This is a genomic window from uncultured Ruegeria sp., assembly GCF_947497005.1.
GTDB lineage: Bacteria > Pseudomonadota > Alphaproteobacteria > Rhodobacterales > Rhodobacteraceae > Ruegeria.
Window position 1 is genome coordinate 1 of record NZ_CANMFF010000028.1, and the last position, 19714, is coordinate 19714.

The 19714-nt window shown below is 55.7% G+C and carries 16 protein-coding genes and 4 pseudogenes; 11 read left to right on the forward strand and 9 right to left on the reverse strand.

What is annotated here, in order from left to right; genetic code table 11:
* Positions 1-73: 73 nt before the first annotated feature.
* From Q0816_RS23635 to Q0816_RS23645, 3 genes and pseudogenes are all read right to left on the reverse strand, one after another.
* A pseudogene (locus Q0816_RS23635) lies at positions 74-622 on the reverse strand (integrase core domain-containing protein); the annotation flags it as partial.
* A pseudogene (locus Q0816_RS23640) lies at positions 598-1014 on the reverse strand (transposase); the annotation flags it as partial. The pseudogenes Q0816_RS23640 and Q0816_RS23635, both read right to left, overlap by 25 nt.
* A gap of 146 nt (positions 1015-1160) precedes the next feature.
* Positions 1161-1502 carry a hypothetical protein gene (locus tag Q0816_RS23645; RefSeq protein ID WP_298855332.1) on the reverse strand — a complete coding sequence of 114 codons (342 nt, stop codon included), beginning with the start codon at positions 1500-1502 and terminating at the stop codon, positions 1161-1163.
* On the opposite strand from Q0816_RS23645, the pseudogene Q0816_RS23650 reads away from it, so the two are divergent.
* The 4 genes and pseudogenes from Q0816_RS23650 to Q0816_RS23665 form a co-directional block, all read left to right on the forward strand.
* Positions 1469-2101, forward strand: a pseudogene (locus tag Q0816_RS23650) (IS6 family transposase); the annotation flags it as partial. The gene Q0816_RS23645 and the pseudogene Q0816_RS23650 overlap by 34 nt on opposite strands.
* A gap of 55 nt (positions 2102-2156) precedes the next feature.
* A pseudogene (locus tag Q0816_RS23655) lies at positions 2157-3313 on the forward strand (IS3 family transposase); the annotation flags it as partial.
* A 371-nt stretch (positions 3314-3684) separates the two neighbouring features.
* Positions 3685-5235, forward strand: a complete 1551-nt coding sequence (locus tag Q0816_RS23660; protein WP_298855334.1) for an AMP-binding protein — start codon at positions 3685-3687, stop codon at positions 5233-5235.
* A gap of 63 nt (positions 5236-5298) precedes the next feature.
* Positions 5299-6144: an MBL fold metallo-hydrolase gene (locus Q0816_RS23665; protein WP_298855335.1), complete on the forward strand. Its 846-nt coding sequence runs from the start codon at positions 5299-5301 to the stop codon at positions 6142-6144.
* Positions 6145-6685: 541 nt separating this feature from the next.
* On the opposite strand, the gene Q0816_RS23670 is transcribed toward Q0816_RS23665, so the two are convergent.
* The 3 genes from Q0816_RS23670 to Q0816_RS23680 form a co-directional block, all read right to left on the reverse strand.
* Positions 6686-6955, reverse strand: a complete 270-nt coding sequence (locus Q0816_RS23670; RefSeq protein WP_298855338.1) for a hypothetical protein — start codon at positions 6953-6955, stop codon at positions 6686-6688.
* 641 nt (positions 6956-7596) lie between these two features.
* A complete protein-coding gene (locus Q0816_RS23675) occupies positions 7597-8694 on the reverse strand; it encodes a Gfo/Idh/MocA family oxidoreductase (RefSeq protein WP_298855339.1) in 1098 nt (365 codons plus the stop codon).
* Positions 8695-8706: 12 nt separating this feature from the next.
* Complete coding sequence (locus Q0816_RS23680; protein WP_298855341.1) at positions 8707-9417, reverse strand: GntR family transcriptional regulator; 711 nt, start codon at positions 9415-9417, stop codon at positions 8707-8709.
* A 105-nt stretch (positions 9418-9522) separates the two neighbouring features.
* Between Q0816_RS23680 and Q0816_RS23685 the strand changes: the two genes are divergently transcribed.
* Genes Q0816_RS23685 through dctP form a run of 6 tightly spaced genes read left to right on the forward strand, consistent with a single transcriptional unit; the run spans position 9523 to position 15102 of the window.
* Positions 9523-10677: an LLM class flavin-dependent oxidoreductase gene (locus tag Q0816_RS23685; RefSeq protein ID WP_298855343.1), complete on the forward strand. Its 1155-nt coding sequence runs from the start codon at positions 9523-9525 to the stop codon at positions 10675-10677.
* Positions 10677-11567: an aldo/keto reductase gene (locus tag Q0816_RS23690; RefSeq protein WP_298855345.1), complete on the forward strand. Its 891-nt coding sequence runs from the start codon at positions 10677-10679 to the stop codon at positions 11565-11567. The genes Q0816_RS23685 and Q0816_RS23690 overlap by 1 nt, the downstream gene beginning before the upstream one ends.
* Positions 11567-12085, forward strand: coding sequence for a flavin reductase family protein (locus Q0816_RS23695; protein WP_298855347.1), 519 nt, complete (start codon positions 11567-11569; stop codon positions 12083-12085). The genes Q0816_RS23690 and Q0816_RS23695 overlap by 1 nt, the downstream gene beginning before the upstream one ends.
* 53 nt (positions 12086-12138) lie before the next feature.
* Positions 12139-12726 (forward strand): TRAP transporter small permease, encoded by a 588-nt coding sequence (locus Q0816_RS23700; RefSeq protein ID WP_298855349.1) that lies wholly within the window; start codon positions 12139-12141, stop codon positions 12724-12726.
* The gene (locus Q0816_RS23705; protein WP_298855352.1) at positions 12727-14016 is read left to right on the forward strand and encodes a TRAP transporter large permease; all 1290 of its coding nucleotides are present in this window, start codon (positions 12727-12729) and stop codon (positions 14014-14016) included.
* Between the two features lie 24 nt (positions 14017-14040).
* Positions 14041-15102 (forward strand): TRAP transporter substrate-binding protein DctP, encoded by a 1062-nt coding sequence (gene dctP / locus Q0816_RS23710; RefSeq protein WP_298855354.1) that lies wholly within the window; start codon positions 14041-14043, stop codon positions 15100-15102.
* Between the two features lie 30 nt (positions 15103-15132).
* On the opposite strand, the gene Q0816_RS23715 is transcribed toward dctP, so the two are convergent.
* The gene (locus tag Q0816_RS23715; RefSeq protein ID WP_298855357.1) at positions 15133-15603 is read right to left on the reverse strand and encodes a tetratricopeptide repeat protein; all 471 of its coding nucleotides are present in this window, start codon (positions 15601-15603) and stop codon (positions 15133-15135) included.
* Between the two features lie 45 nt (positions 15604-15648).
* Between Q0816_RS23715 and Q0816_RS23720 the strand changes: the two genes are divergently transcribed.
* Positions 15649-16890, forward strand: a complete 1242-nt coding sequence (locus Q0816_RS23720) for a cytochrome c peroxidase (protein WP_298855360.1) — start codon at positions 15649-15651, stop codon at positions 16888-16890.
* 706 nt (positions 16891-17596) lie between these two features.
* Here the strand turns inward: Q0816_RS23720 and Q0816_RS23725 are convergent.
* Both Q0816_RS23725 and Q0816_RS23730 read right to left on the reverse strand, forming a co-directional pair.
* Positions 17597-18472, reverse strand: a complete 876-nt coding sequence (locus Q0816_RS23725) for a hypothetical protein (protein WP_298855363.1) — start codon at positions 18470-18472, stop codon at positions 17597-17599.
* Between the two features lie 97 nt (positions 18473-18569).
* Positions 18570-19604, reverse strand: a complete 1035-nt coding sequence (locus Q0816_RS23730; RefSeq protein ID WP_298855366.1) for an alpha/beta hydrolase — start codon at positions 19602-19604, stop codon at positions 18570-18572.
* Positions 19605-19714 lie beyond the last annotated feature (110 nt).

Below are 19714 nucleotides of genomic sequence, written 5' to 3' on the forward strand. Positions count from 1 at the left end.
TCATAAGATCTTTCTTCGAGCGGTTTGGTATGACGAGGAGACAAAGTATGTATCAACTTTGGACCAAGACAGTTCAATCAAAGACAGATGACCTGCTCCCCTGAGAGTCCGCTTTGTATAAGTTAGCTCTGTTCAGGGTTTGGTATTCCTTTGACCGGATAGCATATTCGTATGGCGTCAGGCCAGCGAGGCTGGAGTGAGGCCGGGTGTGATTATAGTCGGCACGCCATGCCGCAATTGTGCGGCAGGCATGGCGCAGAGACGGAAACAGGTGTTCGTTGAGGCACTCCTCGCGCATCCGTCCGTTGAAGCTCTCGACCAGGCCGTTTTGCAAGGGCTTTCCCGGCGCAATGTAATGCCAATCGACGTTGCGATCTTCCTGCCATTTCAGCATCACATTGCTGGTCAGCTCCGTGCCGTTATCCGAGACCACCATGCAGGGATAGCCGCGCAGTTCAGCGATGAGATCCAGTTCACGGGCGACACGTGCGCCGCCGATAGAGGTATCAACCACAGCAGCTAAGCATTCCCGGCTGAAGTCATCGATGACGTTCAGCACCCGGAACCGCCGCCCGTCTTCCAGCGCGTCTGACATGAAGTCGAGTGACCATCGCTGGTTCGGCCAATCAGGCGGCCACGCCCCCCTTTTTCGCGGCCATGCTGGTCGCGGTACGATGTGCTTTCAGATATGTGGCGTCCACTGCCTGGCAGTTGATTGCAAAGCAATCAATGAGAGGGGATCATCACGGTCTTTTCCTCGCCGTGTTCGGCTGCCAAACCGACCATCATCCGAGAGAAGATACCTTTCTCACTCCGACGCTTCCACCGGCTATAAAGCGTCTTGTGCGGTCCGTATTCTTTGGGAGCGTCACGACACCGCAACCCATTGCGATTGATGAAGATAATCCCGCTCAGCACCCTCTTGTCATCGACCCGTGGCTTGCCATGCTACCGCGGGAAGAAAGGGGAAAGTTTGGCAATCTGCTCGTCGGTCAGCCGGAAAAGGTCGCTCATATCAACGCTCCGTTTTTCGAACCGTGAATTATGCAGTGCTTTGAAAATCAATGCATCCTGACCCTAATTGGAAGCTGCCCCGTGAGCCTAGAATCGGGTGGCAGCGATCAGTTGATCAGGACCGGAAAAATCCAGGCCAATACTGCTTATCCGTAAGCCGCGAGTTTTGGGATGTCGGCCTCTTCGAGAAGGGCGAGCAGGCGTGATATGGTGTCGTGGTCGGAAGGCGGGAAGTGTTCGGCTTCGGCCTCGTCCCCCCAGCTGCCATCGAGCAAGGTCGGGTTCTCGACCAGACGTTGCGCAGCGTAAGGGAAGCGCAGATCGAGGACACACCAATAGGGCAAGTCGTTGATCACATCGACATTACCGGTGCTAAGGGCGTAGCCGCGCCGGAAGGAAAATGCGTTGACCAACCGCTTGATGGCTCGCGGGTTGAGGTCGATCAGGCCGCTTCGCGGTCTTCTTCTACGTTCGATACGGTGTTTCATACCGTGACCTGGAGGAAATCATGGGTGAGCGCGGTGTTTCGGTTGACCACACTACACTGAACCGCTGGGTGAAAAGATACTCCAGCGCGATTGCTGATGCCGCGCGTCGCCGCAAAAGATCTTTCGACCGTTCTTGGAGAATGGACGAGACCTACATCAAGGTGAAAGGGGTATGGGTTTATCTCTACCGAGCCGACGACAAGCACGGTAAGACGCTTAATTTCATGCTTTCGGAGCGTCGAAACAAACCCGCCGCCACCAAATTCTTTGCTCGGACTCTGGAGGTCAACGGCCTTCCAAGAAAGATTGTCATCGACAAAAGCGGAGCTAACACGGCTGGCATCAACGCCATAAACAAGATGTTGAAAGGCTTTGGTTGCCCAGTCCCAATTGAAATGGTCAGGCGGAAATACTTGAATAACATAGTGGAGCAGGACCAACGTTTCATCAAAAGACGAACCCGCCCAATGCTGGGGTTCAAAGTCTTCGCATCAGCAGCTGCAACGTTGGACGGAATAGAAGTGGCGCACATGATCCGCAAAGGTCAAATCACGCCCGGACTCTGTCCGTTTCGCCAGTTCGCGGAACTTGCCTCTTAAACCTGCTGCTACAGCGCGTTCTCTTCATCCAGCCGAAACTTCGCAACAGAACCCGAAGGAATTCCTTGAGGCGGGTAAGAACCGTCTGGCGGGTGACACGGCCTGTCAGGCGACATCCCCCGAAGTCAAGGAACTGCGATCGGAATCGGCTGCCCTGAAGGAAGTGGTTGCCGAGCTGACGCTTGAGAACCGCCTGCTCAAAAAAGGCATGATCGGGGATAGGGGGTTCGAAGAGTGAGATACCCTGCCTCCGAGAAGCTTGAGATCATCCGCACGGTGGAAGTCTCGCACCTGCCGGTGAAGCAGACGCTGGCGATGATCGGCATCCCCAGTAGCACCTACTACGATTGGTATGCACGTTGGGTCGAGGGCGGGATCGATGCGCTTGCCGATCGTTCTCCACGGCCCGGGTCTGTCTGGAACCGCATCCCAGATGATGTCCGTGAAACCTTTGTCGAGTTCGCGCTGGACCACGAAGATCTGACGCCGCGCGAACTGGCGGTCAAATACACCGACGAGAAGCGGTATTTTATCTCTGAATCTTCAGCGTATCGCCTTCTCAAGGCCGAAGACCTGATCACGGCACCAGCCCATGTGGTGATCTGCGCGGCCGATGAGTTCCGCGACAAGACAACCAGACCGAACGAGCTGTGGCAGACCGACTTCACCTATCTCAAGGTCAACGGCTGGGGTTGGTTCTATCTGTCCACGATCCTCGACGACTACAGCCGCTACATCATCGCCTGGAAGCTCTGTACAACGATGAAGGCCCCAGATGTCACCGACACGCTGGACTTGGCGCTGGAGGCATCCGGCTGCGACAGCGCGACGGTTGTTCAAAAGCCCAGGCTACTCAGCGACAATGGCGCGTCCTATGTGGCGGCCGATCTGGCCGACTATCTTGAGGACAAAGGCATGGATCACGTGCGCGGTGTACTGCATCACCCGCAGACCTAGGGCAAGATCGAACGCTGGCATCAGACCATGAAGAACCGGGTTCTCCTGGAAAACTACTTCCTGCCCGGCGATCTGGAACGCCTGATCGGTGTGTTTGTCGATTTCTATAACAACCGTCGTTACCACGAGAGCCTGGACAAACACACACCAGCCGATGTCTATCACGGCCGAGGGGCAAAGATCCTGAAGATGAGAGAGGAGATCAAGAAACAGACAATCAGAAAACGCCGGTTGCAGCACCAATCCGCTGCCGCCAAAACTGAAACAGAAATCGAACCAGAGCCTCCGTTACGAAAACGCCTCAGCTCTCCGAAATACTCTGACGACGGACATCCGAGGTCGGCCTTTTGAACCCAAACCGAGCTTTGGTTCAGGACTAATGGACCACTCGTGGCGCTCTGATGTTCGTGTAATCTCCAATGTGGAATTTCGAACTATTTGAGTGCAAGATCTTTTAAGGGCTGCACTTGGAGGAACATGTTTTGATGGAATCGAGTTCTGACTCTGGGACTTCCCCAGAATACTCCAAAACGGTGGAGAACTTTGACCTGGACCTCGCAAAGTCTGTCTTTTTCGGCAATTTCAGTGACGGGATCAATGCATGCGTAGAATGTTGTGATGCCCATTTGCAGGGCAATCCCCTGGCTTTGAACTGGATTGCGTTGGACGGGCACCATGAGAAGCGCGACTTCATAGAGTTGTGTAACGAAGCCGCGCGTTTCGCCAATTTGCTGAAGGAACAAGGCATCCAACCCGGCGACATCGTGGCAGGTCTGTTGCCGCGCACTCCGGATCTTGTGACAGTTCTTCTTGGCACCCTCCGGGCTGGTGCGGTCTATCAGCCTTTGTTTACAGCATTTGGGCCCAAGGCCCTTCAGGACCGTTTGACCATGAGCGGTGCGAAGCTGGTTGTCACCGACGCCGCAAACCGCAAAAAGCTCGACGGAGTGGAAGATTGCCCTGCAGCCGCGACTATAGCAAACACCCCGCAAGAGCTTGTTGCCGGAGACATTGATTTCCGCCAGACAATGGCGACGCAATCACCTGAGTTTGTTCCGGTTTTGCGGAACGGCGATGATCTCATGTTCATGATGGCGACGTCTGGAACTACAGGTCCCGCAAAAGGTGTGCCCGTGCCCCTAAAGGCTCTGCCTGCCTTTCGATCATACATGGTTGAAGGGATCGGCCTGCGGCAGGACGATGTATTCTGGAACATTGCCGATCCGGGCTGGGCCTATGGTCTGTACTATGCATTGATCGGCCCGCTACTATTGGGACATGCAACCACTCTGGTCGAAGGGCCATTCACAGTGGACAGTACATATGACGTGATTTCGAGATTGGGCGTGACTAACTTTGCGGGCGCGCCCACTGCGTTTCGACTAATCATCGCCGCCGGAACCGAGCGCGCGTCACAGCTGCGCGATCAAATCCGGTGCATCAGCAGCGCAGGCGAGCCACTGAACCCCGAAGTCATCCGCTGGTTCGAGACCGAACTGAATGCGCCGATTAAGGATCATTATGGGCAGACCGAAACGGGTATGCTGGTGAATAATCATCACGGGCTCGAACATCCGGTACGCCCGGGATCGGCTGGCTATGTGATGCCAGGATACAAGGTTGAGGTTCTGGCTGAGGACGGCAGCATCGCCAACCTCAATGAGCCAGGTCAATTGGCCGTCAACATCGCGGATTCACCTCTCTTGTTCTTTAGCGGTTACCTGAACAAGGGCAGCAAATCGATCGAGAACGGATACTATCTTACCGGGGACACGGTGGAGCGGGACGAACACGGATGTATCACCTTCGTCGGGCGAAATGACGACGTCATCACCTCTTCGGGGTATCGCATCGGACCGTTTGACGTTGAAAGCGCTCTGATTGAACATCCCTTCGTGACGGAGGCGGCTGTTGTCGGCGTGCCGGACAAGGAGCGAACCGAAATAGTGAAAGCGGTAGTCGTATTGGCGGAAGGCACAGAAAGTAATGAGGCGTTGGCTGCGGAGCTGAAGGATTATGTCAAACAGCGCCTTTCTGCACACGCCTATCCTCGGCTTATCGAATTCGTCAAAGAACTGCCGAAGACACCCAGCGGCAAAATTCAAAGGTTTCTGCTTCGACAAGCAAGTGTCGGCGCCACGTTATCGAGCCTATCGGATGCAAGCTTCGTTGTTTAACGGCATGGCAAATCTGCTGGGCAGAGAACGGTGGTTTCAGCATAGTAAGAAAGGACACCGGCTATGCTGTGCAAAGTAGGTGATATTGAAGTCTGGCGTATTCTGGAAATCCATGCTCCATTTCTGGCTGTGGAAGAGTTGTTTCCCACTGCGGGACCAGATGTCCGGGCCATTGTCGAAGCGCATGTGCCGGGCGGTGTTTGTGCGCAATCCGGGCAGCTGATCTTGCCGATTCAGGGTTTTCTGCTGAAAACACCCACGCATAACGTCCTGGTCGACAGTTGCGTCGGTAACGACAAGACACTCCCGCGGCTGCCCGACTGGAACAAGCGTTCAAGCCAGCGGTTTATCGCATGCCTTATGGCGGCGGGGCTGGATGTGGGGGATATCGATTATGTTCTGTGCACCCATCTGCACGCCGATCACGTCGGATGGAACACGCGGCTAGAGGACGGGCGCTGGGTTCCGACCTTTCCGAATGCGCGCTATCTGATGCCAGCGGCGGACGAGGCCTTTCAACGCGAGGATAACAGCGATCTTTACATCGAAAGCGTTCTGCCCGTCATCGAAGCCGGGCAGGCGGAACTGGTGGAGACCGGACACAAGCTTGGCGATCATGTCACTCTGATCCCCACGCCAGGCCATACACCCGGCCATGTCTCGGTCGAAATCATCAGTGGCGGCCGGTGCGCTCTGATAACAGGTGATGCAATCCATACAACCGCCCAGTGCTGGCATCCCGAGTGGCATTTTACGTTTGATTCCGATGCTGAGATGGCCGTGGCATCCCGTCGGAAGCTGTTGGAAAGCGCCTCGGATACAGGATGTATTGTGCTAGGTAACCACTTCGCTTTGCCGTCTATTGGTCGGGTGAAGGCTGATAAGGACGCGTTTCGCTGGGAGGACTAGCCCGAATTGTATTGTAGTGTGCGCGGGTCTGTTGTCGGATGGAGGCTGACGTGAAAGTTCGACGTGCCCCGCAGCTTACAGGCAATGATCGGCGAATCTAAATCTCGAACCCATTGGGCTATGTCACATTCCCTTGAATTCTTGTTTCACAAGCTTTCTCTATTCACCATTTTGTGAAAGCCTGAAGCGGTTATGAGTGACAGAGTGTGCAATTTTCAGAAAACAGTGGTTCTTTCTGAACTCCAATCAGCTCTCTTGGGCGGAATTTGTGATCACTGCGAGGTGACAAGTTCGGAACTGGCCAAGAGTGGAGAGGTGCTGGAAATATGTGGTCAAGAGTACTGTTTCGATTATGAAACCGGTGTGTCCACGGAGACTGAAATTTTGTTGTGCCCAGCTGTCACGAGGCAAACCATCTGGACGCGCAGCGACAGCATAACCCTTGCCACATCTCTGCAAGACGCAGCCGGGAAAACATGGGTTAGTCGATGGGCTCTGGAGGCGAAGCTTTGGAACGGTTTTTGCAAGAACCATCGCTGGTTCAATTTCGGTAGTCTGACAGACCGAGCTCGTCCCACATCCAGCTGAAATCATACTCTGCAATAGGAGACCCGGTCTGGCGCGCGCTACGGTTTTCGATTGTCTTCAGCCAGTTAATGACTTTCTTCCTGCCCGCCGTACTGCAAACGGCCTGGCGAAGGGTCTTGCCATCCAGGGCCGGGATCGGTTGACCGAGCGTGTCGCGATAGTGTTGATCGATATGCTCGTGGGCAAATCCGATGAGTCCGCCAAGATCGTGTCCCGCTGTCATCCTCGCATTCTCCCTGTTCGCCGGAAAGGGGTGACTTAGCGTAGATTGCGACGGTCAACCAGACCACAAGATTGTGCCGAACCGCGCGACTTGGGAGCCAGCAAGAAGAGATCAGACATACTCACCGCACTATTGGCGAGCCGTGAATCATGTCGACTGGCGGAAATCAATGAGTCCTGACTTTAGGATCGAGAATGCACAATGGTTCCAATTGACAAGCACGATCTACATCTCTCATAGCTATTGTTCTAATTGGCCGATTGAATTCCCATTGTGTGAGTTTAGCCATTCTCTAATTTTGCGCTTGCGGCGAACGGCGGCTTTGACGGGCCGCTTTGCGGCGATGATGGTTCTTGGTCTACGGCGGGTTTGGGCCGTTTACTACTTTGGGACGCCAGGGCGGGAAGCGGACTTTAGCCGCATCCGCGAGAGTATCTCACTCGATCATGAAAGGCAGCCATTCACAGCCGTTAAGACAAGACAAAAAGTGTACGGGGAATCCAAGTGGGAATGCGGAAAAGTAGGCTTGCGCAGTCGATAAAAATGACTCTTTGCCAACTCCAGTGGCAATATCTGACATAAGTTCGAGCAATATGGAGCCTTATAGCGGCTACAAATCGCACCCGTGTTTTTGATCCCATTCAATCGACCATATATACCGTTTCGCTAGTGTCTATTGCCTGTTGCGCCGCTTGCCCCATCCTGACGGCCCAGAGGCCGTCATTCAGACTCACATCCGGTTTTGCTTTTTCGCCACGAAGCACGGCCAAGAATCCTTTATGCTGATAGTAGGTCGACCCATTGTGATCCCCAGCCGCCAGCAGGTTCGGATCCACTGGAACGTCCATTGATACGGGACCTTTGGGATTGCGCGGACTAACGATTACTCGCGGAGGAGGGGGGGTGCCCAAGTGGTCCTGCCAAAAACGCCCGGGTCCTGGAACCAGAGCCTCGATTTTAGCGTCCGGTCCGACGGCCGATATTTCCTCCTGATAGCGAGAGCCTTCGGCAAACATGCAAAGTTCCAACATCGCGCGCGCACCAGAAACAAAGTCGACAAGAACATAGCCGTGATCCAGAATATCCGGAGTTTGACCTTCGTAACTCTCGTCCAAATGGTTCACCGCCTGCCCACCACTTGCCGTTATACGCACCGGGTCGGATTTCAAAATTAGACGCATGAGGTCGAAGAAGTGGCAGCATTTTTCGACAAAAGTACCACCAGTATTGCGGTTGAAACGGTTCCAGTGGCCGACCTTTTCCAGGAATGGAAATCGATGCTCGCGGATCGATAACATTTTTATACCACCTGTCGCCTGAGTCTTCTCGATCAGAGCAGCAATAGGGGGCATGTACCGGTATTCCATCGCGACCCAAACCGGGCAGGGGTAGTCGCGCTGCAACTGCTCGAGTCGGGTCACGTCTTGCGGGTCGGTGAACAACGGCTTTTCTACCAAAAGCGGTAGTGGACGGGTTTCAGCGATTTCGCAAATCTGGTCTACATGAAAATGGTTTGGGCTAACAATGACGACGCAGTCCAGTTCTTCAACCGCCAGAAGCTCTTGCACGGAACCAACCATGGCTGCAGTTGGCGCAAGTGCCTTGGCGACTTTTGCCATTTCCTGATCGGGTTCATAGATCGCAGCCACGCTGGTACCTTCCAGCAATCCGATATTGTGCAGGTGCTCTTGCCCCATCATTCCGCATCCAATCAGCCCGTAATTGATGGTCCGGGTCATGTGCGATTCCTTTTACTTCAGACGTTGTACGTAGTTGGCCCGATCCGGGTCGAACCAAGTTTTTGAGAATTCAACGGGTTCGGCGCTTTCCGACCAGCTGAACCGCTCGATGTAACCGACTGCTTGGCCGGCTGGCTTGGTGAAGTCAGAAGGCGCCCAGTCCGGTAGAGGCCGGACCGAAACCCTGTCTTCGGCTCTTGCGATCCAAAAGCCCAACTGGCGCTGATAATAGCGATAGAGCGAGTCGGACAGCAGGCTCTGCTCGATTAGGCCCGCTGATTCGTCCAGCCAGATTTCTTCGACAGCGATGATTGTATCATTCAGATAGCGCATCCGCCGGACACGCGAACCGGCGTCAGATGCACCGAATTTCGGAAGATCGACCGGCTTCTTCAGATGGTCAACCGACAGGATATCCGCACGAGGCAGGCCACCCCCTTCGGGCAGTTCCAGCCTGAACATTGCATAGACGCTATTTTGCGTACCGGTCTCGCGGATGTAATTGCCCGAGCCTTGGATACGCTCCAACATCCCTTTTTTTTCTAGCTCTGAGAGCGATTTTCGCAGCGTTCCAACCGAGACATTCAGCTCTGCGGCCATCTCGCGCTCGGGCGGCAATCGTTCACCATCAATAAGGCGACCAGCCGCGATGTCACGGATCAGAAGTTCCGCGATCTGAATATATACCGGCAGGGCATTGGGGTTTCGGTTGGATGCAGGCACGGCAGACGCTTCATTCGGTCGCAGGAAAAATTGATACACTATTGATCTACATCAAAGCGATTGCTACGCAAGAGGAAAGTCAAAGATGTACGGAGCGTGAATCAAATGAGCATCGTCCCCATCACATCCCCCGATCTGGATGCGGCCGAAGTTTCGTGGTTCGCTGCGCTGTGTTCCGATGATTACCAGTTCCTTGGCGTTCCCGACGGTGACCTGCGGTCGAGTTGGGAGCATTGCTCGAACATTGTGAAAGAGGCCGAAGCGCAGGGTTTTCGCAACATCCTTTGCCCGTCCTCCTATCAGGTCGGTCAAGACACGCTGAGCTTTGTCGCCGGATGCGCTCCGATCACCGACCGGATCAACCTACTGGCCGCCGTACGCTGTGGCGAGATGCAACCGATCATGCTGGCCCGCACCATCGCAACGCTGGACCACATGCTGAAAGGGCGTTTGACGGTCAACATCATCTCATCCGACTTTCCCGGGGAGAAAGCCGACAGCGCGTTCCGCTATCAGCGCTCGCGCGAAGTGGTGGAGATTCTGAAACAGGCCTGGACGCAGGACGAGATCAATCATGCAGGCGAGGTCTATAACTTTTCGGGCCTGACCACCGACCCGGCCAAGCCATATCAGACCGGCGGCCCGCTGCTTTATTTCGGCGGCTATTCTCCCTCCGCCCTGGACCTGTGCGGCGAGCATTGTGACGTCTACCTGATGTGGCCTGAAACCAAGGATCAACTGGCCGAACGTATGAAGGCCGTTCACGCCGTCGCTGAAAACTACGACCGCACGCTGGATTACGGGTTGCGTGTCCATATGATCGTTCGCGACACCGAGGCTGAGGCACAGGAATACGCGGATTTCATCGTCTCGAAGCTGGACGACGAATACGGTCGCGCCATCCGCGAACGGGCGCTGGATTCGACCTCGCTGGGTGTGGCGCATCAGGCCAGGAACCGCGATCTGGCGGATGAGTACGGTTATGTCGAGCCCGGTCTCTGGACAGGTGTTGGCCGCGCACGTTCGGGCTGTGGGGCGGCGCTGGTCGGATCGACCGATCAGGTTATGTCGAAGATCGAAGAATATCAGAAGATGGGCATCCGCGCGTTCATCTTCTCGGGCTACCCGCACATGGATGAGGCTAAGCATTTTGGCGCCCGCGTGATGCCCAGCCTGAAAACCTGCTCGCTTCCCGAAGCCTATGGGCGCGTGCCAGCAACCACCCCAGCGACCCCGCTGGGCAACGGAGTTCGTCGCTAATGCAACGTGTGAAACTATCTGACACGCTGGAAATGAGCCGCCTTGTCTATGGCATGTGGCGCTTGGGTGATGACAGTAACACCTCGACAGCGCATGTCGAGGCCAAGATACAGGCTTGTCTGGATCAGGGCATCACCACCTTCGATCAAGCAGATATCTACGGTGGATACGCGGCCGAAGCCGTTCTGGGCAATGCCTTGCGGGCCAATCCGAGCCTGCGCCAGAAGATGGAGATCGTCACCAAGTGTGACATCGTCGCGCCGGTTGGCCGTTACGCGGATGCGAAAGTAAAATACTACGACACCTCGCGCGCTCACATTCTGAAATCGGTCGACACGTCGCTGTCCGAAATGGCGATTGACCACATCGATCTGCTGCTGATCCACCGCCCAGATCCCATGATGGACCACCATGAAACCGGTGCAGCGCTGGATGAGGTGGCGGCCAACGGCAAGGTAGGCGCGGTTGGTGTGTCCAACTTCCGCCCTTGGGATTGGTCTTTGCTGCAATCGGCGATGAAGACCAAGTTGGTCACAAATCAGATTGAAATCTCGCTTGGGGAGATCAGCCCGTTTACCAATGGCGATCTGGCGTTCCATCAACAGCATGGACATCCGCTGATGGCGTGGTCCCCACTTGGCGGGGGCCTTTTGATGGCCGGGAACCCTCCAGTCGGTGTTGTAGCGGATGAGATCGCCGCAGAATTCGGCGTGGATCGCGCCGCAGTGGCCGTTGCTTTCCTGCTCGCGCATCCGGCAAACATCCTTCCGGTTCTAGGCACCAACAATTTGGGCCGCATCAAGCGCGTCTCGGATGCTTTGAAGGTCAAGTTGGATCGTGAAAGCTGGTACCGCCTGTATGAGGCGGCGCTGGGACATGAGGTGCCATAATGAATGCAATCTCGCGCGATATGAGCCACCATACATTCGTCCCGCACAAGGACGACACACGAACCCTGCGCGATGCCTTTGGCCGCTTTGCCACAGGTGTCACCGTCGTGACCTGTGACAGCGAAGATGGCCCGATTTGCATTACGGCCAACAGCTTTTCGTCCCTGTCGCTGGACCCTCCTCTGGTGATGTGGGCGGGCGACCGCAATTCGCGCCGGTTCCGTTATTTTCACTCGGCACGTCATTTCAGCGTGCATGTTCTGTCTGCTGAACAGGCCGAGCTGTGTTTTGGCTGTTCAAAAGACGCCCATGCGTTGCGTGATATCGAACATGACCGTTGTGAAAACGGCACCCCGTTGTTGCCGGGCAGTCTTGCTCGGTTCGAATGTGAGCAGCACGCCTATCACGACGCAGGCGATCACGTGATCGTGGTGGGCAAAGTTCTGAAGGTCAGCATGGCGGATGGAGACGCGCTGACTTTCTTTGCCGGAAAACTCGGCCAATTCGCGCAGAGCTAAGCGCGATATGACGATCGCAGGGCAAACCCGCGGTTGAACAAGGGAGGATCCGCATGGGCGGACTGGCATCGGCGCTTGCGCCGATTGCATTCGTGAACGAAACCGTGCTGCGTCTAGGCCGCGCGGTTGGTGTCGTTGCGATTGCACTCATGGTGATCGCAATCCTGATTCAGGTGTTCTTTCGGTATGTGCTGGGCAATGCTCTGCCATGGCCGGATGAGGCTGCGCGGTTCTGCATGCTCTGGATGACCGGCCTGATGGCACCCACCGCCTTTCGCCGCGGAGGCTTTGTGGCCATCGACATGCTGGAGCGCTTTTTGCCACGCTCAATCGGTCAGACGCTCAACCTGTTCCTGTTGCTGATCTCGCTGGCTGTCTTGCTAGTTGCGGTCAAAATCGGCTGGTCCGAGGTCACTGGTTTTGGCGGCAAATTCGCCACCGCAGCGCTATACGTGCCCACCTCATTCGGATTCGACGAATGGTATCGAATACCACGCAGTTGGATGATGGCATCGTTGCTGGTGGGGATCATTCTGCTGATCTCGGTGAATATTGAGCTGATCCTGCGATCCTTCATCATTCTGCTGGGCGGGGGTCACCTATTGCCTGAAATTCCTGACGCGGCAGTGGGGGCTGAATAGATGCTGATCTGGTTCCTGCCCACCTTCCTGATTTTTCTGTTGATCGGTCTGCCAGTCTTTTTTGCCCTTTTGGCCGCGCCCGGTATCTTGCTTTGGCTCAACGGTCAGGCCAACGACATCACGCTGCTCTATCGCAATGTCTATAACGGCATGGACAGTTTCCCGCTGATGGCGATTCCCTTCTTCATGCTGGCCGGAGAGTTGATGAATCGCGGTGGCATCACTATCCGCTTGGTCGAGTTCAGCCAAGCCCTGATGGGCCACCTGCGCGGTGGCCTGGCGCATGTGAACGTGCTGAGTTCGATCCTCTTCGCGGGCCTCTCGGGGTCCGCCGTGGCGGACACCTCGGCGCTTGGGTCGATGCTGATCCCGGCGATGGAGAAACAGGGCTATACCCGCAAATTCGCTGCCGCGATCACAGCAGCCAGTTCAGTCATTGGTCCAATCATCCCGCCCTCAGGCATCATGATCATTTACGCCTATGTGATGGGAGAAAGCGTGGCCGCTCTGTTTTTGGCGGGTATCGTCCCCGGCGTGATGGTCGGCGTTGGTCTGATGCTGATGATCAAACTCATGGCAGACCGTTATGACTTCCCCGTTGCCAGCCGAAAATACACTTGGCCCGAACGGCGTCAGGCCAGCCTGAAAGCCTTTTTCCCATTGATGACCCCGGTGATCATTCTAGGCGGCATTCTGGGCGGCATCTTCACACCAACCGAGGCCGCCGCCGTCGCCGTGGGTTACGCCTTCATCATCGGCTTCTTCGTCTTGCGCACACTGACTTGGAAAGAAGTGCCAGAAATTCTCAGCAACGCAGGCATGACCTCCGCCGTCGTCCTGCTGCTGGTCGGCGCGGCGATGGCGTTCAAGACGGTTGTCAGCCTCAGCCATGCGCCGGAACAACTGGCCTCGCTGATCCTCAGCCTGTCGGAAAACCCGCTTATCTTGCTGTTCCTGATCAACCTGCTGCTATTCATCGTCGGCATGTTTCTAGATGCAGGCCCCGCGATCATCATCCTTGGCCCGATCCTGGGACCCATCTTCACCAGCCTTGGTGTAGACCCGATCCACTTCGCCATCATCATGAGCGTCAACCTGACCGTCGGCCTCGCCACTCCGCCGATGGGCTTGGTCCTGTTTGTCGCCGCCGCCGTATCCCGCGAACGGGTCGAAACAATCGCCAAGGCGATCCTGCCGTTCCTGGCCGTCGAAATCATAGTGATCTTCCTGATCACCTATATCCCCGCACTATCTATGACTATCCCTAGGATAACGGGATTTGCCAACTAACTGAGTTCCACAGGGAGGAAACGCATGCTCAGAAACTTCATCAAAACCGCAGCGGTGGCCACATCGCTTGTGGCCGTGTCCGCTATGGCCGCCACAGCTGCCGACTACACACTGCGCGCTACTGCCAACTCGAACGAAAATGACGAAGATTATGACGGCCTGATCGTCTTCAAGAACTATGTCGAGGCAGCCTCGAACGGTGCGATTGAGGTCGAGCTGTTCATCGGTACCCAACTGTGTTCGAACGGCGCGGAATGCCTGCAAGGCGTGGCCGATGGCACCATCGACATCTACATCTCCACCTCAGGCGGGGCCTCGGGCATCTTTCCTTACGTGCAGGTTCTGGACCTGCCCTACCTGATGGCCGATGACCGCATTGCCGAGCATGTTCTGTCCGGCGACTTCACCCGCACCATGCGCGACATGGCACTGGAAGACTCTGGCGGCGCGATCCGTCTTATGACCATTGGCAACACCGGCGGCTGGCGCAACTTCGCCAACACCCAACGCCGCATTGCCGAGCCTGCCGACATGGAAGGTCTGAAAATCCGCACCGTGGTCGCCGACCTGCCGCAGGAACTTGTCAAAGCTCTGGGAGCTTCGCCGACACCGATCCCATGGCCGGAACTGTTCACTAGCTTCCAGACCGGCGTGGTCGAGGGATCCAAGAACGGCATCACCGACATTATGGGCATGAAATTCCCTGACGCGGGTCTGCAATATGTCACGCTGGACGGCCATGCCTATATGGGAGCGCTGTGGTGGATGAACAACGCCAAGTTCCAGGAGATGCCCGAGGAAATGCGCCGCGTCGTTGTCGACGGTTTCTATGCGCTGCAACAGGCCACCTTTGCCTCGCCCAAGCGCAAGTCGATTCAGGCCTATGAGGATTTTGTCACCGGTGGTGGGGACCTCTATGTCCTAACGCCTGATCAGAAGGCTGCGTTCAAAGAGGCCGCAACCCCGGTTTATGACTGGTTCCAGTCCAACGTCGCCCGCGGGGACGAAATCTTTGGTGCGTTGACCGAAGCGGTTGCTGCGGCTGAGGCCGATGTGAACGCCTCACGCGCAGCGGACCTTAACTAAATGCAAGGGCCGGGCTTTGCGGCCCGGCCGTCACCGAAACGGGTACATCCACCCTTTGTAGTCGTTGACAAGCACATGCGCCCTTTCGATCTGCTCCGCCGACATTTTCTTAACCACTTCCTCAAGGCTGATCGCCGCGTCGGGGTCGCCGCCAATGGCGCTGAGCGTGTACCACATGTAGGCTCGCACAAGATCCGGCGCGGGCATGCCCAGACCCAATTCATAATACCAGCCAACGCCCGACTGAGCCCCCGGATGCCCCTTCATCGAGGCGCGCAGATACCATTCAAAGGCCCGTTCGTAATCCTGCTCGACCCCGAGACCCAGCCCGTACATCACGCCAATCAACTCCTCGGCCTCGGCGTTGCCCGAGCGAGCGGCTGGAAGAAGTTCCTCGCGCGCGGCTTCAAACTGACCGGCTTCCATCATATCGCGTGCTTGCTCCAGTTCAGCCAGAGCCGGAGACGCAAATACGCAAAGGGCGAAAACAAGCTGGCGCATGGGATAGTTGCTCTCTTGTGGGTTGGGGCCGCGGCGGCACAGGATTTGCCGCGCCCGCTAACCAATGATGACTTTGTTCCTTTTGATATGGAACAGGCCGCCGTCGGTCATCAACTGTTTTACGACCCGATCCTGTCAGGCAACCGCAACATCACCTGCGCCCATTGTCACCACCCGGATTTCGGCACTTCGGACGGGTTGTCACTGGGTATAGGAGAAGGCGGGCAGGGGTTGGGGCCGGACCGCACACCCGGCACTGGGGCAGACAGAATACGCAAACGCATCCCTCGCAACTCTCCGGGCCTATGGAACCTTGGGGCCAAGGAAATTCATACCGTCTTTCACGACGGCAGGCTGAGCATTTCCAACGTCTATGGCAATGCCTTCAATTCCCCAGCGCAGGAGTGGCTGCCTGAGGGTCTGAATTCCCTGCTGGCGGCCCAGGCTCTGTTTCCCCTGACTTCACAATTCGAGATGGCGGGCAATGTGGCCGAGAATGAGGTTACAGGCGCGGTGCATGATCGTATTGACAAAGGCTGGCCGATTCTGGCGAAACGCGTCCGCACCGATCCACGCTATGGTCCGGCCATCGTCGCCGCCTTTGATGAGGTCGAGACGACCGAAGACATCACTATCACGCAAGTCGCCAACGCTCTGGCCGCATTCATGGCGATAGAGTGGCGTAGCACCGACAGCCAGTTTGACCACTACCTCGCAGGTGACGCAAATGCCCTTTCACCGGCCCAATTGGATGGGATGAAGCTTTTCTACGGCAAAGCCCGCTGCTCCACCTGCCACACCGGACCGCTCATGTCAGATCAGAAGTTCCATGCCTTGGGTTTACCGCCCTTTGGGCCGGGCCGTACCCGTCAGTGGGACCCCGTTGTCCGGGATGTTGGCCGCATGGGTGAAAGCAACCGCCTTGAGGATGCTTATAGGTTCCGCACCCCCATGTTGCGCAACGTTGCCCTGACCGCGCCTTACGGTCACAATGGCGCTTTCCCCGATCTTGAAAGCGTCATTCGCCATCATCTAAATCCGCAGGCAAGCCTAGACAACTGGAGTCCTGAAATGGCTGCATTGCCCGAGGTGCCATGGTTGCAAAAAACTGATTTCTTAGTTTGGGAGGACGACTATGAAATGGAGCGGCAACGCAAAAAAAATGACATTGTTCCGGTCCAACTCACGGAGTTAGAAATTCAAAACCTGATTGCTTTTCTGCATTCGTTGAAAGGGATCAGCGTGGGTTCATTGAAGTTCGGGGTACCGAAAGGATTTATTCCTTAGTCATCCCTCCCATCGACAAGGTACTGCCGGAGGAAACGTATCCTGTCGTCTTACTTGCTTGTCCCTTCTGAGGGGATTTGGGAGTGAAATGATCAGCAGAGAAAAAGACTCTGTAGAGCGGCGCGAAAAAAAATATAGGCAACTGAAACGGTATCAAACCAATTTAATTTGACAAGACCGGCATCGGTATCTAAGCCGCCGTTCTTGAGCGTGGCATATTTCCGGTAACATATGACTTCAATCTCGCCCGCGTCATTTTCGCCACCCCCGGATACGATAGAGCCACCAACAAAGGCGCTATACGCGCTTGCTGATGTATCGGGTATCGCTCAGGAAGACGTTCTGGCAGGATGATCTTGTCGCACGTTGCCTATATCTCAATCTTGTAAACCATTTGTAGCGTGGCAAGTCTCGGCAGTCAGTTGTTGGGGGACCAACGCATCGGGGTGGGCGGTCGTGTCCGAATGGGCCTCAGAAACGTAGAATTTCACCTTGCTGAGCACAGGTTTCAAATGTCGGTGTTGCCCGCATTGTGTGAGTTCATATACATTCAGGCTTCGCAGCTGCGGCTAAAGTCCGGTTTGACGGGCCGCATCGCAGCGTCAACGGGTGTTGCCGGAGGTCGGCTTTGGGCCGCCAGTTGGCTCCCGGTGTATATGCTAAAGACAGAAGCCATGCGCCATGAAAACCAGAGTAAATGCGTCTTTTAGTCGAGATTTTGTGCCGCCTGAGAAGGCAACTCTGCATAGGATGCGTCATAGAAATAAGTCAGCCATATTGACGATCCATCGAAGAATATATCGGAAATCCCACGCGAATGAGACCCGGCGTCCACTGGAAGAATGGTTCCATTAGTTTCAACGCGCATAAGCTTTGCTCTCGGGTGCTCCTTGTGACCCGGATAACCTCCGACGACAACTGTGTCGTTGATTAATTCAACGGATTCCAAGTTGCCGAAGCCGTCTGAAAGTGTTGCAACGGTATGCCCGTTGTCTGAATGCGGCACCCAATACAAGGCGCTGTCCCATGCGTCGTCGCTGCCCCAAGAGACGGCGTAAATTCCTGTCTTTGCAATTGCAATGCGGGCAAGCCCAATGATGCGCAGATCGCCGAAGTAAGGTTGAATTTGTCCGGTTTTGGTTGCGACCGATAAGAACGCGCCGCGCCCGAAATCACTCACGAGAAGAGTGTTCTCGTCGAGAACTTCAATGTCGTAAAGAAAAACACCATCTCCATCGAGAGCCTGCCGCCAGTTTATTGTGCCATCCAAAGCGGTAGAGATGACCTCATTGCCATCCACAATGACAATCTGGTTGCCAGAACGCACCATTCCTGTCGGGTTGCGCAGGCCTTGCCCATCCGAGAGTTTGATTTCTTCCGACGCACCGTCGGAAGCAACCTTATAAAGCCCACCATTCGTTGCGTCTGAGCCGAACTCTTCATCTGGCCCACCTGGTCCAATCGACACGGCATAGATATCGTTCCCGATTGGCAAAACGGCTTCGGTAAAAGGCGGCAGCTTGTGTTCCGCGACAGCAGGGCAAGCCACGGCGCTAGCAACCAGTAGCGAAAGAACTTTCATCGCAAATTATTCTCCTGTGTAATTGCGTTTCGATGTCGCCGCCCGTTTTTCGGCAATGATTGCTCTGGAGCGGCCGTTACGAACCAAGTAGTCTGCATCAGATGCTTCGGTCGAAGGTCAAAAAGTGCGGGGCCAGCGCACTGACGGCGGCGTCAATGATCAGCGGGTCTTCGTAAAACTGAAGCTGGTTGGCGCCGTCGATCCAATGCAACGTCTTCTGCTCTGACGCGATTTCTTCAAAAATACGGCGGGGAATGTCCTGACCGCTTGCAGCTCTGTCGCCATGGATCATCAATACGGGCAGGCTCAGTTGAGGGGCTGTTTCGTCGATCCGCCAACCCCAAATGCCGGCTTCGCTCATCGCGGTGATGCGGTTTTCCCACCCACCTTTGAAAGTCAGCCACGGGGCCCTGTTGTCCCAAGGTAAGTACCAATCTGCTATGGCTGTTGCGGTCAGAAGGGCACCCTCAGAGCCGACGATCGGAATGTAGATTACTTTCCCCGTTTTTTCGAAATCGGCGGCTGCTTTGGTCGCGCGATCCATACGCGCTTCAACTGCGGCATCACTTCCAAGGTACATTCTGGCGGTTTCCGCGGTCAGATAATGACCCGCGACAACCCCGAGAGACGCCACTCGATCGTCTGTCGCCGCTGTTTCAATCGCCCAGTTGACGCCCTGGCAAATCCCGAGAAGGTGAAGCCGGTTTGCGTCGATGCCTTCCTGAGCGGCGAGAAAACCGAGGGCGGCTTGGCAGTCCTCAACCTTGGCTTCACCAGACTCGTAGCGTCGGGGTGTGCCCGAGCTTTCTCCGTGATAGCGCGGGTCGAATATCAGAACGGCCAATCCGCGCGATGCCAGGCGGGTTGCATATTGCACCGGTGACTGTTCCTTGACGAATGCAACAGGCCCGATGATCACGATTGCCGGGTGAGGTCCTTCCGAAGCAGGTCTCAACAACTTTCCAACAAGGGTTTCCCCAGAGCTGTCAAAGGACACTGTTTCAACATCATAAGAGCCAAGTGCCGATTGATCTACGTCACCGGATGCCTCCGCAGTGCTAGGCCGGGCGGCGAAAGCTCCGGTCATGGATGTTGCAACCGCGATTGAGGTGAACACGCGTCGTGTAATCATTGTCGCTGTCCTTTCGTGTTCAGTTTAGTGGTCCGCATTGCCAATACATCAGTGGAAGATCGCCTGATCGGGTACATCCGGTCGGACTTCACTTGTCAGTTAGCGGGAGA

Bases quoted from the DNA above. Each gene is read 5' to 3' on its own strand.
- Q0816_RS23705 (WP_298855352.1), top strand. From the start codon at position 12,727: ATGCTGATCTGGTTCCTGCCCACCTTCCTGATTTTTCTGTTGATCGGT.
- Q0816_RS23665 (WP_298855335.1), top strand. From the start codon at position 5,299: ATGCTGTGCAAAGTAGGTGATATTGAAGTCTGGCGTATTCTGGAAATC.
- Q0816_RS23700 (WP_298855349.1), top strand. From the start codon at position 12,139: ATGGGCGGACTGGCATCGGCGCTTGCGCCGATTGCATTCGTGAACGAA.
- Q0816_RS23645 (WP_298855332.1), bottom strand. From the start codon at position 1,502: ATGAAACACCGTATCGAACGTAGAAGAAGACCGCGAAGCGGCCTGATC.
- dctP (WP_298855354.1), top strand. From the start codon at position 14,041: ATGCTCAGAAACTTCATCAAAACCGCAGCGGTGGCCACATCGCTTGTG.
- Q0816_RS23670 (WP_298855338.1), bottom strand. From the start codon at position 6,955: ATGACAGCGGGACACGATCTTGGCGGACTCATCGGATTTGCCCACGAG.
- Q0816_RS23695 (WP_298855347.1), top strand. From the start codon at position 11,567: ATGAATGCAATCTCGCGCGATATGAGCCACCATACATTCGTCCCGCAC.
- Q0816_RS23675 (WP_298855339.1), bottom strand. From the start codon at position 8,694: ATGACCCGGACCATCAATTACGGGCTGATTGGATGCGGAATGATGGGG.
- Q0816_RS23725 (WP_298855363.1), bottom strand. From the start codon at position 18,472: ATGAAAGTTCTTTCGCTACTGGTTGCTAGCGCCGTGGCTTGCCCTGCT.
- Q0816_RS23690 (WP_298855345.1), top strand. From the start codon at position 10,677: ATGCAACGTGTGAAACTATCTGACACGCTGGAAATGAGCCGCCTTGTC.
- Q0816_RS23685 (WP_298855343.1), top strand. From the start codon at position 9,523: ATGAGCATCGTCCCCATCACATCCCCCGATCTGGATGCGGCCGAAGTT.
- Q0816_RS23730 (WP_298855366.1), bottom strand. From the start codon at position 19,604: ATGATTACACGACGCGTGTTCACCTCAATCGCGGTTGCAACATCCATG.
- Q0816_RS23715 (WP_298855357.1), bottom strand. From the start codon at position 15,603: ATGCGCCAGCTTGTTTTCGCCCTTTGCGTATTTGCGTCTCCGGCTCTG.